The following is a 14,973-nucleotide window of genomic DNA, read 5'->3' as shown; positions in this document are numbered from 1 at the left end:
GGCAAGAAACGTACATCAATTATGAGCGTTTCAGCCAACCGAAACGCCTGCGCGTATGAGCACCTATCGCCGCTGTCATATGCACGAATGACCTCATTCGCAGCCACACACCCGCTCATGACCCTGCCGATTCGTAGGTTTCTTCACATCCTGCACCGACGCACGATCAAGGAAACACATGAGATCAAAGAAGCTCGCAACAGTCCTGATTTCCCTGGCCACTGCCGTGGCCACCTCCTTAGCAGCCGTCTCAGCTGCCCCGGCACATGCCGCCGACGCCGACACCTCGGTGCCGCCCGAGATCACCATGCCCGGCAGTCCGGATGGTGTTCCATCTGCTGGTGACGGACCCACCAAACTCTTCACCTACCCGGCATCTGTATACGCCCTGGCCCATCCTGGTACCAACCCTCAGGGGGCCAATGACTTCGGCTGCAAGCCGCGCGAAGGCCAGAACCCAGTCGTCCTGCTACCCGGTACGAACTCTGACGCTTACGCATCGTGGTCGATGTACTCCCCGAAGCTCACCAAGCTCGGATACTGCGTGTTCTCGCCGAATTTCAACGGGCTACAGCTGCTCCCCAACTTCGCCTACACCGGTGACATCCGAATCTCCGCCAAAGCTGTCGCTGGGTTCGTCGACCGTGTGCTCAAGGCCACCGGTTCCAAGAAAGTCGACATCATCGGATGGTCCCAAGGCGGCGGCCCGCTGCCGAACTACTACATCACCAAACTTGGCGGCTACAAGAAGGTCGACAAGCTCATCGCCCTCGCCCCGTCGAACCACGGCATCGGCACGAAGGCGGTCTCCGCCTTCCTCAACCAAGCCGTTGACGAGGCCAAACACGAGCAGATCGAGGCCGCCTTCACCAAGGCCGGTATCGCCAGTTACGAGCAACAACTCGGATCTTCCCGCTTCAACAAGGACCTGTACGGCAACGGCCCGGTGACGCGCCCTGGCGTCACATACACGATCATTGAGGGACGCTACGACGACACCGTGGTGCCGTTCACCAACGCCTTCCTGTACGAGTCCGGAGTCAAGAACATCCTCGTTCAGAACACCTGCGGCTCTGACCACGCCAGCCACATCAACTTCACCTACGACATCAACGTGTACCAGATGGCCGTCAACGCGCTGGATCCTGAGCAGGCCAAACCGGTGGTTTGCGTCCCCCAGCCATTCCTTGGCTGATTCCGCCCATGCCCAAAGCTGACGGCGCAGTTCGCGGGGCTGCGCCGTCAGACCATCCGCTGCGCAAGGTACCCTCACATGGGTACAGTCATTCGACGTCATATACAGCCATGATGAGGTGCCAACAGTGAATCTCACACCACCTGCTCCCGCCGACGACGACAACACCGAACCCGGTCCGTTCATCGAATTGTCACGGGAGTCCTGGGCCACCCTCGCCGACTCGACTGAAATCGACGTTGATGAAGCCACCCTGGATCGCATTCGCAGCCTCGGCGACCCTACAAGTCACCGTGATGTCGTCGAGGTCTACCGACCGCTGACCCAGCTCATCCACCTGTACTGTATGCACACCGGCGCCCTTTTTGACGCCTCCAATGCCTTCTTACAACTCAGCCGCCACGGTATGCGCCGCACACCCTTCGTCATCGGTATCGCCGGATCGGTGGCAGTCGGAAAGTCGACCGTGGCTCGTCTATTGCGAGAATTGCTGGGACGTTCCCCGCTCCGCCCTGTCGTCGACCTCGTGACAACCGACGGATTCCTCTACCCCAACAAGGTTCTGGAAGAACGTGGGCTGTTGTCGCGTAAAGGCTTCCCGGAGTCCTACGACCGTCATGCCCTGCTGAAATTCGTTGTCGATGTGAAATCTGGTATGCCGGAAGTCACCGCACCGGTATATTCCCATGTCACCTATGACATCGTTCCCGGCCAGCAGCTCGTCGTCCGTCAGCCCGATGTCCTCATCATCGAGGGTCTCAACGTCTTGCAACCTCCGCGCCGCCGCAGCAGCGGGACGATGGGGCTGGCCCTCAGCGACTTCTTCGACTTCTCGGTGTACGTCGACGCCGAGGAGACTGACATCATTCGGTGGTACATCAACCGGTTCCTGACCCTGCGTCAGACCGCATTCACCGACCCGGACTCCTTCTTCGGAGACTACGCACGTATGCCGGACGAGGAGGCCATTGCTGTGGCCAGGGAAATCTGGAACACCATCAACGGCCCGAACCTCGTGCAGAACGTCCTCCCCACCCGCGGCCGCGCCACCGCAATCCTCCACAAGGGTCCCGACCACGAAATCCGTAACGTGTGGATTCGGAAAGTCTGACGAGCCCTCGACGCAGCACCGCCCGCAGGACTGGTCGATGTCGGCTGGGGCAACCAGTGCCGCTCAACCGGTGCGCCAGTCAACACGTAACCAATCAATCGATGTGCCACGCGAAGGGGTCGGCAACCCGCGACGCAGACAGGGCGTCATCTAGTTCACGCGCGTGGCTGCTCGCTGAGACCAGGACTTTGTTCGCAGCTTCAATTCCGATAACAACGTCACATCCCACTTCAGCCATAATGGGACGCCCTGCCCCCGCGGCCAGAGGCCAGGAAGACACCAGCCACGATGACCCAGTGACGGTAACGATATTCCCCTGACGGACCACATCGAGATCATCAGCCAATGCGGTTGCCAATCTCTCGAAGCCACGACGGTAGGCACTATCCAGATCGTCGACCTCTGCCAAGGCCGCGTCGTTGAGAAGCTCAACCCCGTCGTCGAGCCATGCCAGGGCGACGACGAACCCGGGGACCGGCTGGCCAGTCGCGGTCGACACCAAGGGGCGGGCGTAGGCGAAACTGCGTCCAGCCCGCTCCCGGTCTCCCAGGATCTTGACCACGACATGATCGGCGAGGGTCGCGTCAGTCAGGCGGGTCGCCCCGTCGAGGAGAGAGCGCACCATACGCGTGACGAGCTCATCGACGACTACTGGCCAGTCACCGCGATCGTGGCCGTCGAGCTCATCGACCACGGGTGCCAACGGAATATCGCCGACAGATGTGACGACATGGTTGGCGTCGACCTTCGCGACAATGCCCATGGCCGCCAGGGATTGCGCAACCATGCCGCGCACACGATTCGCCGCCCCGACATCCAGACCAGGCAGGTCGGCGTCGGGACGGCGACGAAACAACACCATAATCAGAGTCTCACAGGGCCAGGCACTTCTTGACGGTCTCAGCCAACTCAGAGCAAATCTTGTCCGCCTCTTCCTGGGTGGCGGCCTCGACCATGACACGCACGACCGGCTCGGTGCCGGAGGGACGCAGCACGACACGACCCGTGTCACCGAGCTTCTGGTTTGCGTCAGCGACGGCTCTGTTGACGTCAGGATCGATACCGGCACGCAGCTTGTCGACCCCACGCACATTGATGAGGGCCTGCGGCAGGCGGGTCATCACCGACGCGAGTTCCTTAAGAGTCTTTCCGGTGCGGGCGACGCGAGCGGCTAGGTGCAAGCCAGTGAGGACGCCGTCACCAGTGGTGGCGAACTCGCTCATGATGACGTGTCCGGACTGCTCACCGCCGAGCGAAAAGCCGTTAGCGTTCATCGACTCGAGCACATAACGGTCACCGACTTTGGTCTGGTCAACGTGAATATCATGCTCCCGCATAGCGATGATGAGACCGAGGTTGCTCATAATCGTCGCGACGACGGTGTTGGACGCCAGACGATGATCCTCCTGAAGCGCAAGAGCCAGAATCGCGATGATGTGGTCACCATCGACAATGGTGCCCTCGTGGTCGACACCCAGGCAACGGTCAGCGTCGCCGTCAAAAGCTAGCCCCATGTCGGCCCCGACCTCGACGACCTTGGCCTGGAGCTTCTCCGGATGGGTGGAACCACAATGGTCGTTGATGTTGAGGCCATCCGGCTGGTCATGGATCGCGACGACCTCTGCGCCCTGGGCGGTGAAAGCTGCCGAGGCAGTGTGATAAGAAGCGCCATTGGCGGTATCAAGGACGATCTTGAGCCCTTTGAGGGTGTCCTGCTGACGCAGGGAGCGCACCAGGTGATCGACATAGGTATCGACAGCCTGTGGGGTGTAGCGAATACGTCCAACCTTGTCACCGATGGGTCGAGCCCAAGGCTCCCCCATCCGCTGCTCGATCGCGTCCTCAAGGTCGTCGGGAAGCTTCACACCGCCGCGCGAGAAGAACTTAATGCCGTTGTCGGGCATGGGATTGTGGGAAGCCGACAGCATGACGCCCAGGTCGGTGCGATATTCGTTGACCAGATACGCCGCAGCCGGGGTCGGGATGATACCCGCCCGCAGTACATCGACGCCTGCGCTCGCCAGACCCGCGCACACGGCCGCCTCAAGAAACTCGCCCGAGGCGCGAGGATCCCGTGCCACCAACGCGGTGGGTTGCCGATGGCCGAAAGCGCCAGCCTCGCCCAGAACGTGGGCGGCCGCGACCGAGAGATCAAGGGCTAATTCGGCGGTGAGGTCCTGGTTGGCCACACCGCGCACTCCATCAGTTCCAAATAGTCGTGCCACGGAGGGCCACTCTACCAACCGCTCACACAAACTGAACGAAATATCCGCTCACCTCACTGGAATCGACCTGATTCGGTACCGGCGGTAGGGGTGATCCCGAACACCTGTGGAAACACCGTGACATACGTCGGGTTCTGCCACCAGAGGTGGCGGGAGGTCGCGAACTTCCCCGTCAATCCACGCGCGCCCCAAGAGCCTCTTGGTTTGGTAATCCTGGCTCGTGGTGGCCTGTCGTCAATCCCCGCCCATCCTAGGGACATCCTTCTCACGGTTTGTTGAGGTGGCGACGACAAAAACGGGGCGGCCCTCCGCCAAGGGAGGGCCGCCCCACGTTCTAGGAAAACCAGATCAACGCTTCGAGTACTGCGGAGCCTTGCGGGCCTTCTTAAGTCCGGCCTTCTTGCGCTCCTTGACGCGAGCGTCACGAGTCAACATACCGGCCTTCTTGAGGGCCGGGCGAGAGGCCTCGGGGTCAACATTGTTGAGTGCACGGGCAATGCCCAGACGCAGCGCACCAGCCTGACCGCTGATGCCGCCGCCATCGATACGGGCGATGACGTCATACGAACCCTCAACACCAGCCGTGGTGAAGGGTTCGGTAACGATCTGCTGGTGAACCTTGTTCGGGAAATAATCTTCCAGAGTGCGCCCGTTGATCTTCCACTGACCGGAGCCAGGGACGATGCGAACACGGGCGATGGCCTCCTTGCGGCGACCGGTAGCAGCACCAGGGGCGACCACGGCGGGGCGCTTGGAGTCGCCAGCAGCCACGGTCGGGTTGGAGTCGGTGCGGTAGGCGATCTCACGGTCGCCCTCGGTGAACGGGGTGACCTCGGTGTTCTCGAGGTTCTCGGTTGCGGTGTCAGTCACTGTCACAATCCTTCGTGGGCGATCACTGGGCGATCTGGGTGATCTCATAAGGCTGCGGGTTCTGCGCAGCGTGCGGGTGCTCAGGGCCGCCGTACACCTTCAGCTTCTTGAGCTGCTGACGCGACAGCTTGTTCTTGGGCATCATGCCCCACACCGCGCGCTCAACGGCGCGACGGGGGTTTTCTTTCAGCATCTCGCCGATGCTGGTGACGCGCAGGCCGCCCGGGCGACCCGAGTGGTCGTAACGCAGCGAATTGGTGGCCTTCTTGCGGGTCAGCGCAATCTTGGAAGCGTTGATGATGACAACAAAGTCACCAGTGTCAATATGGGGGGCGTACTGCGGCTTATGCTTGCCGCGCAGGAGGTTGGCAACGGTAGCAGCCAGCCGACCCAGGACGATGTCCTCGGCGTCGATGACGTACCAATTCCGCTGCACCTCTCCGGCCTTGGGGCTGTAGGTGGTCACAGGTACCTTCTCGAACTCGGTCCCATGCATGAAGTCACGGTACGAACTCACGCACAGGGATCTTGCAACGTGGTGGTGCTCTGCGGGCGATTCCTCCACTCGACGGCGTGACACGCCGGAGACCGGAACCGCATCACGACATCGCTGTGTCGGACAGACGGAGCGACCGCGGCGGCCAACTCCCGTTTGCTCGAGGGCAACGATGTAAAAATACACGGACAGCAGGCCGAGGCCCAAATCGAAGACGAAATGGGGACCCCGATCATCGACCCGGCGCGCTCATGGACGCTCCGAGACCCAAACCCCTCGGCTCGCGCCCCTCCCCGCCTGCCGCAAGGAAAAACCGTGAGATCACCGTCTGACTGCCGCCTGCGGTAGCAGCGAGAACCAGGTCGGGAGTTTTCCACAAGCATCTTTGAGTGCTCTCTGCCAGTTGTCCACAGATTTCAAAGATGGTGACGGATTTCAGAACTTCAGACGACAACTGAAGGTATGAATGAACTCGATTTCGAATGGCGCGCAAACGGCGGGGTGGCCCGCATTCACCGATTCAGCCACCTGAGAGGGCAAGCTGACCGAGCGGTAGCTGCTGGGAAGGCGGTGCGAATACTCCCGGGTGTCGTGTCACCAACGACAGTGGCACGTGACCCGAGGGTGCGAATCAGAGCAGTGCACATGTGGCACCAAAACGCAGTCCTCATCGGCAAGGCCGCCCTCGTCATGCAAGGGTTAAAACCGCCCGGCGAGCACCTTCATGACTTTGACGCAGTGAAAGACATTGAGGCCTATTCTCGTACCCGCTCAATCGAGCGAGAGGAGATCCGTGTTTACCGATGGCGAGTCCCTCGGCGGTACGTGACGCAGAGACATGGCATGTGGGTCGTGGAGCCCGAGGTGTCAGTACTGCTCCTTGCAATTCGCGGGGACTGGGCATGGGTCTGCGAGGCACTCCGGCAGGGGTTGGTGAGTCCGGAATCGTGTCGAGATGCGCGTTCCAGCCTGTCCTGGCGATTTAGTCGGCAACGTATCGCCTCCGCACTCGCTGACATCAACCTTCGGTCCTGGTCGGTCCCTGAACTGGAATTCGGTCGACTGTTGCGAGCTGTAGGAATCACTGGCGTGAAGCCAAACCATGCGGTACGTGCCGGGGATCGCCGGTACATCCTCGACAAGGCGTTTGAAGCTGAGAGAGTCGCGCTCGAGATCGACGGCAGGATGATTCACGGAACAGCTGAGGGCTACGAGAACACGATGATGCGGTCCGCCAACCTTGACCGGTCCGGTTGGAAGGTCCTGCACACCACCCCAACCATGATTAGGCAACACCCGCAATTTGTGCTGGATTGGCTCACCTCCCACCTTCACCGGCGGCACCGTCCCCGGGTGACGTTCCCCGAACACATCCTGCGCCAAATCATGGCTGGCGTCGTGCCCGCCTGACACTCGCTCTTGTCACCCAGGACCCGCTGCACGGGGCCTCATCCCAGCTACCCCGATCTCCCCCACTCCCGCCGATAACTCATGCTGGTCGGCTTGTGGAATTACCGGTAACACCAAGGTTCCCTGCCACTCCAGATGGCACGCGCACCGTTACTTTTCGGCATTACCACGGGATGTTGTGGCAGACCGACCTTCAACCCACCGCAAACCTCCGCTGTGTTAGAGTAGGCTCACCTAATCCGAAGGGATGTGACAATGACTACCATCGGCGACACCAACAAAGGCGAGGCCCTAGATCCAAAGACCCGTATCGCACCGACCTTGTCACAACGCACTTCATCTATTGCACGACGCATACTTGCCGGCGCCGGCGCGGCAACCATGGTCGCCCACGCGATGATCTCGGCAGACGGAGACCCCGATCAGTGGACGTGCGATCTGCAGGCTCACGGAGTCACAACCTCAGGACGATTCGTGGTCGCCGTGCGCTCACAACCTGCGCAGGCGCTCTGCCAGGTCCCTGTGGGCGTGCCGACTGACATTCGCCTGGAGATTTCCAAGGACTCCCCGGAGCCAGGAATCCGGTTGTTGGCGGCCACTCTCCACGTCCTCGGAACCGTGACCTGGTTGAGTGTCAGCCAGATCGATCATCTGCTCGCAACCGAGCTGGTGCCGAGTGAGGTCTCGATAATCGCTGGTTTCGATGATGGCCTCATTGGCGTCATTGACCCGCATCAGGCCATTCTGCACGACGCGATGGGAAGCACAGAGATAGACATCCCCACTCTCATCGCCGAGACGCCCAATGACGAGGTCTTTCCCTCTATCCAGGACGAGTTCTCAGCTCTTGACGTCGTCGCCTCCATCGGTGACTTCCATCTGTCGCAGCTGTGTGACGCAGTGAGACGGGAAGAACTGCTCGGCTGCACTTGCTGGTCGCGCGCCACCCACCAGGCATGCCCCCACACCGTGGGGCGGGTGTTCTGCGCCGACATCGACCGCACCGGACTGACCCTCATGTACGTCAATCCCGATCAAACGGGTGCGGTGTTCATTCCTCTGGATCGGGACGCGACGTCCCTCTCTGAGCTGGAGGCCGCTGTGGCCCGGCTCCCCCTGAACTCGGACCCGGTACGCCCTACGCGTGTCTGACAGCCGGATCCGGGACAGCGTGGCCCTCTCTCCCCCCGAGAGGGTCCACGCCTGAACCACGGCGGTCAGTTGCGCCAGGGATGCGACGGCTCTCACCGTCACCTTCAACAGCCGGAATTGGTACGCCCGACTCAGCGGGCTTGGTAAGCCGTGCAAGCCGCCGCGTCACTGATGGTGACCTCCTTGGCAGTGCACAGAAGTTTGTCATTGTGAATGCACTCGATACGGTGACAGGCACCAACGCGTCCAGCGGCAGAGGAGAGGCCGGCACGAGCGTCAAGGCGGGCAATGGTTGCGCAAGCGGGCTTTCCAGTGACTCCACCGACGGTTACCGCGATAGCAGTGCAGCCGGAATCATTGAAAGCGCAGTCGGTGCAGGTGCAGGAAACAACGGGAGTTGCGGTAGGCATGTCGAAACCTTTCATGAATGACCACCGCGTGTCTGACATGTTCAACATAGGACTCCAAAACACTAGCCGCAAGCAAGGCAAGCCTCATCTCAGAGTTGCTTCTGACAAGGTGTAACGACCGCAAATTAGCACAGCCTTTGCTCACCTTTTCGGACTCTTCGCGCTGTCAAATTCAAGTAATTAATACGGTGACGAGATACAAATAATGGCAGCCTTAACAGCAACCCCACAGTGGCTCTTCGCAGTTGAGCGGGTGAGCGTGACGGTTGGGGGTCAGGGTCGAGGTCCCTCGATGATGGGCGTTGTCACAGCGTCCATTCGGAAGGCCTCGACGCTATCTTCACCACTGCTGATCTGACGACGTTTTGCGGTTTTGAGTAGCTGGGGTCTGAAGTTACCGGTTAATGTGTTGGCCTTCAGCAGGCAGTGTTGGGCTGCCGTGTTGTTGAACCCGATCAGTGGTGTCACCGCTGCGGTGGCCACGGTGTTGCGTCGGCAACAGTGATTTGTAGGTTTGCCGGTGAACCGGTCGGGTGGCGGCCCATCGTGGTGCTGGTGAAGGTACACCGTTACCGGTGTCGAGGGTGTGGGCACCTGTGGCGTCACAACATGGCTGCGGCTGCACCGGCACGGGCCATGATGTCGTGGGCCGGGGCTGGGTTGGGCCTTAACAGGAGGGTTGTGGTCGACTACCCGCCGATCGCCCGGGTTGGCCGGGTTGAAGGTGGCCTGGCATACCGCCAACACCGCCGTGGTGACCGCCGGACATGACCTGCTTATCAACGATCCGGCCCGCCTCAACGGGGTGAGGGTGATCGGGGTTGGGCGAACACGTGTGGTCCCATACCAGTCACAGACTCACCGAAACCATCAACAACACCTACACGGCACAGCCCTAGGATTCCGAAACCTCACCCACGACATCACCAGATCACTCCTCGACGCCGGAGGATCCACACCCCACCTACGCCCTCGTTTGCGATGAGCCACAAACCTGGGACAGTTCGCTTCGGCTTATTGTTGTCCGGGTTTGGTCAGCAATCCCACAAGCTCGTTAACTTTGAATGGTTTCGACGCTGACCGTGTCGTCACAATCTCACCAGACTGGTCACCCGCACGCCACCCCACTGTCCACACCTCCGTCATACCAAGGGTGTACTCCCCAGGATGCTGATACACATACCCGCAATCAGGGGACTCAGCGCGCGGATCAGCACTGGCAGGACGAGGAGTCGAATGCGTGCACCGAATAACCTTCTCCCCCGTGTCATAGATAGTCTTCACCCGATGTGCGTCAAGAGACACCACAATCCCATGGGAAGAATTACTCGCTCGACGATGCCCAACCCCCGGATTATGAAACCATAACGGCTGCCCCACCGCCGTAATATTCCACTTATTAGCCGAAGGACGCGGCTCAACCTCGATAACAGGTTTCGGCAACTGAATATTCGCCGCAATATCAACCGACCAATCCCTCACCTGTTCAGCCGACGGACCTGTATTTTTACCACGCGCAGAACGACGACCGGATTGAGACTCTTCCCCCGGATCGCTATACCCAACCCAATACGGGATCCGATTCACCACAACAACCGGCGAATCATCATAAGGTCCCCACCGCTTCCCAGGCTCAGACGAGGCACCACCACCATCATCGGCACCACGAGAACGATGACGCTTATGATGAGAGTCCCTGCTACCCGGGGCACCATGCTTAGCCCCCCGATCAAAACCGACACCCGGCCTCCGGTAAGAACCGGCACCTTTATAACCGACACTTATAGATCCGCGCTCTTCATCCACACTAACCCCGCCAGAATCATCCGCTAGAGCAGGTGTTGACACCCACAGCATAGACATGAGAGCAGCTATCGCAACGACGTTCATACGTGACATGATTCAACCTGATCCGACTCAACTTCAATAACAATCAAATCACCGTCGATTCGCTCCATCACGAAACGATCACGCCGAATATGACCCGGAATGAGTTTGTCGTCTATTGAATCTGTGAACCTCCACGCGGAAATATCTGCACATCCGTACACAGTTATCTGCTGACCGTCAGCAGACCTTTCTGCTTTAATTTGAGTATCCGGATACGGTTTCTCAAGTGGCAGGACACGATGTTTCCTCTTCTTCGCCTCCGAGTACCCCTTGAACGTAACTTCCACGCCCTTGTCACTGAGAATCGCCTCAAGCTCAGGCGACAAGGAGTCCCCAACCCCCTCGGCCTCGAGCTTGTAAATCTCGTCCAAATACGTTTCGTAAACCTTCTTGGCCTCCAGAAACACCGCGTCTTCCTTCGTCCCCGGCACCGGCGTCGCCGACGCCTTCACAAACCTCAACCCGTCCGCCCCCGGAGTCGAACTCGTCGACGCACTGGCAGCTGGAGTCACCCCGCCCATCGACCCGGACGAACCCCCTCCACCACACCCGCTCACCCCTACAACCATCCCCGCAAAGACAGCCATCGTCGCTACCCACCGTCTACAACGTCCGACATGCTCACCATTCATCACCATGGCCACAATCTTGGAGGCCCACACAACCGGTGAGAACCCCCACAGCCAAAATCTGTGGACAACCCGCAAAATCTGTGGACAAGACCACCAGACCATGTGACGAAAGCAGCATTCCATAATTGAGGAAGTAGACGGAGGTCTGAATCATCCGGCGTCCAATAGCGAGGTGTACTGAGTTTTGTTCCGCTTCTTATACGGGGTCCGCTCGCTGACCAGGGTGTCATTGTGGCGGGTGATACCCCATCGGGGCAGGCCGCTGACCCAACACCGCCACACCATCAACCGCCTATACCCTTATTTGTCATGAGTCCCTACAGTTATGGTTGCGGCTAACCACATACTCGTCGACAAGCACGATCTGACAAGGCCTTTTCAATAGAGTCACTCCGATAGAGGCTCTCGCCTAGGGTCCACTGTGTTGAGGGGTCCAGCACCCCTCAGACACCAGAACGAAGGGACCAACATTCCAGTCAAGATTGATACGCCATACCCGCGAGCAGTCAACTAAAGTTATCGACATAGTTTTCGAACACCTGTACTGTACTCAGCTGCCGTTTCGGGCCTTGCCTCATGTATGCGAGAGGTTACTCCTCAACACCGACAGAATTAAACTGCCTTACATTCTCAATCATGAACAACTGCACAAGTACCCCAACCACGGTGCGACGCAACCACGTAGTGCTAGTATCAAGCCGTTCGTAACGAACACCACAAATCGGGAAAGGAGCCAATGATGGCCGAGACTCTCTCAGAAATGGAATCGTACATACGAAGCACCAAGCTAGCTTCGGCGGCATGGTGTGGATTCGGCTGTTCCGGAATCGGCATCAGCTGATCGGAAGAGGTGGGGTGAGCAGCACACTTCCTCGCCCCACCTCGCTTCTTGAAATGGCCAGATTCCATAGTTCTGCGGCGCTTGAACTGTACCGCCAGATTCAAAATCGAGTCCATCACCAACACACCAATTATGATGACACACCGCACAAGCCAGAAGAGCTCGTACTTAACATTTCTAAGGGATGTAACCTAAAGTGCCCCTACTGTTTCGCAAATGCAGGACTGTACGGTAGCAACACATCAAGCTGGATGACAGAATCTGACGCTTACAACTTCACATTACAAATGCTGCACGCCCATCCGACTATTCACCGTATTAAGTTATTCGGTGGCGAACCTTTTATGAACATTCCGGCAATGGAGGGATGCGCCCAAGCCGTCCAAGAATTTTCGAACGAGACGACGCCGCAGCGAAATCAAGTTTCGATAGGCTGCGTCACGAATATGACAATTTACTCCGCGCGGATTTCTTGCCTTGCTCACAAAATAAACCTACATATCACCGCATCTATTGACGGCCCAATCGAAATTCATGACAAAAACCGTCGCTTCCGAAATGGTAAGGGATCATACAATCGAATAAAAGCTAATATAAAACGGTATCGGGATGCGGGAGTTAACATTGCCGGAATCGAATGTGTGTACTCTCCTGCTCACATGGACTCGGGCATCTCGATACTCGCCCTTCACGACTTCCTGGTCGATGAGTTCGATTCTCCCGGCGTAATCATAACCCCTCTTCAGGCGTCTCTTGAGGACAAACACCAAGAAGCTAAGTTCACCCACTGGATTCGCACGTGCGCCGAGGAGTATCTACGTGAAGCTGTGCGACTGAAAGACCGCCACGAATCCTACAAGTCGGTAATGGATGAGCAGATGCGTATCATCTTCGCTCACCCATCCAACCTGGGCTGGTGCGGTTTAGGAACCACAACACTTACAGTCGACGTAGATGGGTCGATTCTACCTTGTTATACGTTACTTCACGACAAGGACAAGTGGCGGATGGGATCACTTTCAAGACATGCACCCGCGGATATTCATGCCAATAAGAGTATCGCGGTAAAATTGCGCAATGCAAACCCTCGCACCACACAATTCTGTTCTTCCTGTGACATACGAGAGGTTTGTAGAGGCTGCCCCGGTGGAATCTTTGCTATGAACGGAAATTTCACAGGAATTGATCCTGTCGGCTGCGCCTATCGAATTGGGGCACTAGAGGGACTTCTTACCGGGTGGATAAATGAACCTAAAAAAAGCTGAGCCTTCCTCCCTTTGGCGGTATCCAGGATATATTTCCTGGTTCACAACTGACACTTCATTCGCCTTATCTTCAGCCATAAACGGATTTGTCCTATCGATATTGGTCCTTACTCAAACAGGTTCCGCGTCCCATGCTGGAATAGTCAGCTCAATTACCCTCGTCACAGCGGGCATATTACACATTTTGGGAGGCTGGATTCAAGATGCATGGGATCGTCGAAAGGTAGCCTTCTGGAATGGCATTTCCGGGATTGTTCTATATGCTGCAGGAATCGTTCTGCTGTCAACCGATACTTTTACCTTTGTTACGGCCTCCATCCTGGCGTTTGCGTTAGGGATACGATCTGGGCTTTGCGCAAACGTGACGAACGTCATGCTAAGAGCATTTATCCCTGGTAATATTTTACCGAAAGCTATATCGGTAAATCAAGCGCGAGATGCGGTAATTGAATTTGGAACTTCCCCGTTTGCTGGAGCCCTACTTCAACTTGGATATATTTTCCCTTACGCGTTCAATATTATCAGCAATCTTCTCGGATCCATCGCAAGTTTATTCCTGCCGCGTTCTATCTCTGTGGCAGCCCTCAGCCACAAGAAAGGCTCTCATAAATCATTTTCCATACCTGAATTGCTTGCTGGATTTGAAACCATTTTGTCAATTCGGCTGCTCAGAGTAGTCACAACATCCGGAAATATAGCGATCAACGTTTTTAACGCCGTCATAACAGCAACGATATGGCATACGCTAAAAAGTACTGGAAACGCTGCAACTGCCGGCATAGCAAACAGCATTGTGGCGGTCGGAGTACTCATCGGTGCCGCTATAGCCACTCGGCTAACGAGAGCCATCCGTGGTAGCATCATTGTCCTCCTTGGTTATGTTTTGCCGCTTGCGTCCACCGGATTGCTTTTGATGTTTCATTCCTCCGTGGCTCATCTACTTCTGCTCGCACCTGCGTTACTTCTACTTCCGGCAGGAAGCGCGGTACTTGGATCGCTACAGTTACTCATAGTTCCCGACGAAAGACTTGGTCGAACAACCGCAGCTACTGGGATTCTAGAGCTTATTTTTGGGGCTTCAATTACTGCGGCTAACGGTTTCCTTTATGAGCATTTTGGCTACACAAATACTCTACTGGCGGGCGTCATTATTATGGCTCTATGCCTACTACATCTTTCGCTAGTTTCCGAAATTCGCGCGATACCCACTTCGAATGGCCTTGAAGAATTTTCCGCCAGAATCACAAGGGGGCATCGCAAATAAGGGCGTAGACAGGCGGCCTGAATCCTCCGTCTCCCACAGATGATCTGGTGATGTGTGGATCAGGACCCCAGGGCCGAGCCACACAAGTGTTCCGGACAATTATCGATGGCCTTGGTGGGTCTGTTGCTGATGCCAAGCCGATCGAGAAGCCAGCCGTCTACACCCTCATTTTGCGATGAGCGCCTTACCTGTCACGAGCCACGAAAAGCCCG

General features: G+C 57.6%; 15 protein-coding genes. 7 read left to right on the top strand and 8 right to left on the bottom strand.

All coding sequences use genetic code 11. The annotated features are described in order from the left end of the window. The first annotated feature begins 178 nt into the window (after positions 1–178). Positions 179–1,195 carry a triacylglycerol lipase gene (locus Q4B98_RS08980; protein WP_303196879.1) on the top strand — a complete coding sequence of 339 codons (1,017 nt, stop codon included), beginning with the start codon at positions 179–181 and terminating at the stop codon, positions 1,193–1,195. A gap of 127 nt (positions 1,196–1,322) precedes the next feature. Continuing rightward, a complete protein-coding gene (gene coaA, locus Q4B98_RS08975) occupies positions 1,323–2,306 on the top strand; it encodes a type I pantothenate kinase (RefSeq protein WP_303196877.1) in 984 nt (327 codons plus the stop codon). A gap of 94 nt (positions 2,307–2,400) precedes the next feature. On the opposite strand, the gene Q4B98_RS08970 is transcribed toward coaA, so the two are convergent. The 4 genes from Q4B98_RS08970 to rplM form a co-directional block, all read right to left on the bottom strand. After that, on the bottom strand, positions 2,401–3,069 hold the full coding sequence (locus Q4B98_RS08970; protein WP_303197001.1) for a hypothetical protein: 669 nt from the start codon (positions 3,067–3,069) through the stop codon (positions 2,401–2,403). 109 nt (positions 3,070–3,178) lie between these two features. Continuing rightward, on the bottom strand, positions 3,179–4,531 hold the full coding sequence (glmM, locus tag Q4B98_RS08965; RefSeq protein WP_303196875.1) for a phosphoglucosamine mutase: 1,353 nt from the start codon (positions 4,529–4,531) through the stop codon (positions 3,179–3,181). A 348-nt stretch (positions 4,532–4,879) separates the two neighbouring features. Next, positions 4,880–5,401 carry a 30S ribosomal protein S9 gene (gene rpsI / locus Q4B98_RS08960; RefSeq protein WP_303196874.1) on the bottom strand — a complete coding sequence of 174 codons (522 nt, stop codon included), beginning with the start codon at positions 5,399–5,401 and terminating at the stop codon, positions 4,880–4,882. Positions 5,402–5,423: 22 nt separating this feature from the next. After that, positions 5,424–5,867 (bottom strand): 50S ribosomal protein L13, encoded by a 444-nt coding sequence (gene rplM, locus Q4B98_RS08955; RefSeq protein ID WP_303196872.1) that lies wholly within the window; start codon positions 5,865–5,867, stop codon positions 5,424–5,426. A 492-nt stretch (positions 5,868–6,359) separates the two neighbouring features. On the opposite strand from rplM, the gene Q4B98_RS08950 reads away from it, so the two are divergent. Next, on the top strand, positions 6,360–7,307 hold the full coding sequence (locus tag Q4B98_RS08950) for an endonuclease domain-containing protein (protein WP_303196871.1): 948 nt from the start codon (positions 6,360–6,362) through the stop codon (positions 7,305–7,307). 255 nt (positions 7,308–7,562) lie between these two features. Then, a complete protein-coding gene (locus Q4B98_RS08945; protein ID WP_303196869.1) occupies positions 7,563–8,459 on the top strand; it encodes a hypothetical protein in 897 nt (298 codons plus the stop codon). A gap of 131 nt (positions 8,460–8,590) precedes the next feature. On the opposite strand, the gene Q4B98_RS08940 is transcribed toward Q4B98_RS08945, so the two are convergent. The 3 genes from Q4B98_RS08940 to Q4B98_RS08930 form a co-directional block, all read right to left on the bottom strand. Then, positions 8,591–8,884, bottom strand: a complete 294-nt coding sequence (locus Q4B98_RS08940; protein ID WP_303196867.1) for a DUF1540 domain-containing protein — start codon at positions 8,882–8,884, stop codon at positions 8,591–8,593. Positions 8,885–9,883: 999 nt separating this feature from the next. Beyond that, a complete protein-coding gene (locus Q4B98_RS08935) occupies positions 9,884–10,351 on the bottom strand; it encodes a hypothetical protein (protein ID WP_303196140.1) in 468 nt (155 codons plus the stop codon). 404 nt (positions 10,352–10,755) lie between these two features. Beyond that, the gene (locus Q4B98_RS08930; protein WP_303196866.1) at positions 10,756–11,166 is read right to left on the bottom strand and encodes a hypothetical protein; all 411 of its coding nucleotides are present in this window, start codon (positions 11,164–11,166) and stop codon (positions 10,756–10,758) included. On the opposite strand from Q4B98_RS08930, the gene Q4B98_RS08925 reads away from it, so the two are divergent. Next, complete coding sequence (locus tag Q4B98_RS08925; RefSeq protein ID WP_303196865.1) at positions 11,150–11,497, top strand: hypothetical protein; 348 nt, start codon at positions 11,150–11,152, stop codon at positions 11,495–11,497. The two genes, Q4B98_RS08930 and Q4B98_RS08925, sit on opposite strands and share 17 nt — an antisense overlap. A 587-nt stretch (positions 11,498–12,084) precedes the next feature. On the opposite strand, the gene Q4B98_RS08920 is transcribed toward Q4B98_RS08925, so the two are convergent. Continuing rightward, positions 12,085–12,348: a hypothetical protein gene (locus Q4B98_RS08920; RefSeq protein WP_303197018.1), complete on the bottom strand. Its 264-nt coding sequence runs from the start codon at positions 12,346–12,348 to the stop codon at positions 12,085–12,087. Between Q4B98_RS08920 and Q4B98_RS08915 the strand changes: the two genes are divergently transcribed. Further along, a complete protein-coding gene (locus Q4B98_RS08915; RefSeq protein ID WP_303197000.1) occupies positions 12,286–13,497 on the top strand; it encodes a radical SAM protein in 1,212 nt (403 codons plus the stop codon). The genes Q4B98_RS08920 and Q4B98_RS08915 overlap by 63 nt on opposite strands. Beyond that, on the top strand, positions 13,478–14,761 hold the full coding sequence (locus Q4B98_RS08910; RefSeq protein WP_303196863.1) for an MFS transporter: 1,284 nt from the start codon (positions 13,478–13,480) through the stop codon (positions 14,759–14,761). Before Q4B98_RS08915 ends, Q4B98_RS08910 begins: the two co-directional genes overlap by 20 nt. Positions 14,762–14,973 lie beyond the last annotated feature (212 nt).

The sequence above is a fragment of the Cutibacterium sp. genome (assembly GCF_030525615.1).
Lineage (GTDB): Bacteria > Actinomycetota > Actinomycetes > Propionibacteriales > Propionibacteriaceae > Cutibacterium.
Note: the sequence above shows the minus strand (reverse complement) of the source record. Positions and strands in the feature narration are given on the sequence as shown.

Excerpts from the sequence above, each read along its gene's own strand:
- Q4B98_RS08980 (WP_303196879.1), top strand. The coding sequence starts at position 179 with ATGAGATCAAAGAAGCTCGCAACAGTCCTGATTTCCCTGGCCACTGCC.
- Q4B98_RS08970 (WP_303197001.1), bottom strand. The coding sequence starts at position 3,069 with ATGGGCATTGTCGCGAAGGTCGACGCCAACCATGTCGTCACATCTGTC.
- Q4B98_RS08950 (WP_303196871.1), top strand. The coding sequence starts at position 6,360 with ATGAATGAACTCGATTTCGAATGGCGCGCAAACGGCGGGGTGGCCCGC.
- Q4B98_RS08945 (WP_303196869.1), top strand. The coding sequence starts at position 7,563 with ATGACTACCATCGGCGACACCAACAAAGGCGAGGCCCTAGATCCAAAG.
- Q4B98_RS08940 (WP_303196867.1), bottom strand. The coding sequence starts at position 8,884 with ATGAAAGGTTTCGACATGCCTACCGCAACTCCCGTTGTTTCCTGCACC.
- Q4B98_RS08915 (WP_303197000.1), top strand. The coding sequence starts at position 12,286 with ATGGCCAGATTCCATAGTTCTGCGGCGCTTGAACTGTACCGCCAGATT.
- Q4B98_RS08920 (WP_303197018.1), bottom strand. The coding sequence starts at position 12,348 with ATGGACTCGATTTTGAATCTGGCGGTACAGTTCAAGCGCCGCAGAACT.
- Q4B98_RS08910 (WP_303196863.1), top strand. The coding sequence starts at position 13,478 with ATGAACCTAAAAAAAGCTGAGCCTTCCTCCCTTTGGCGGTATCCAGGA.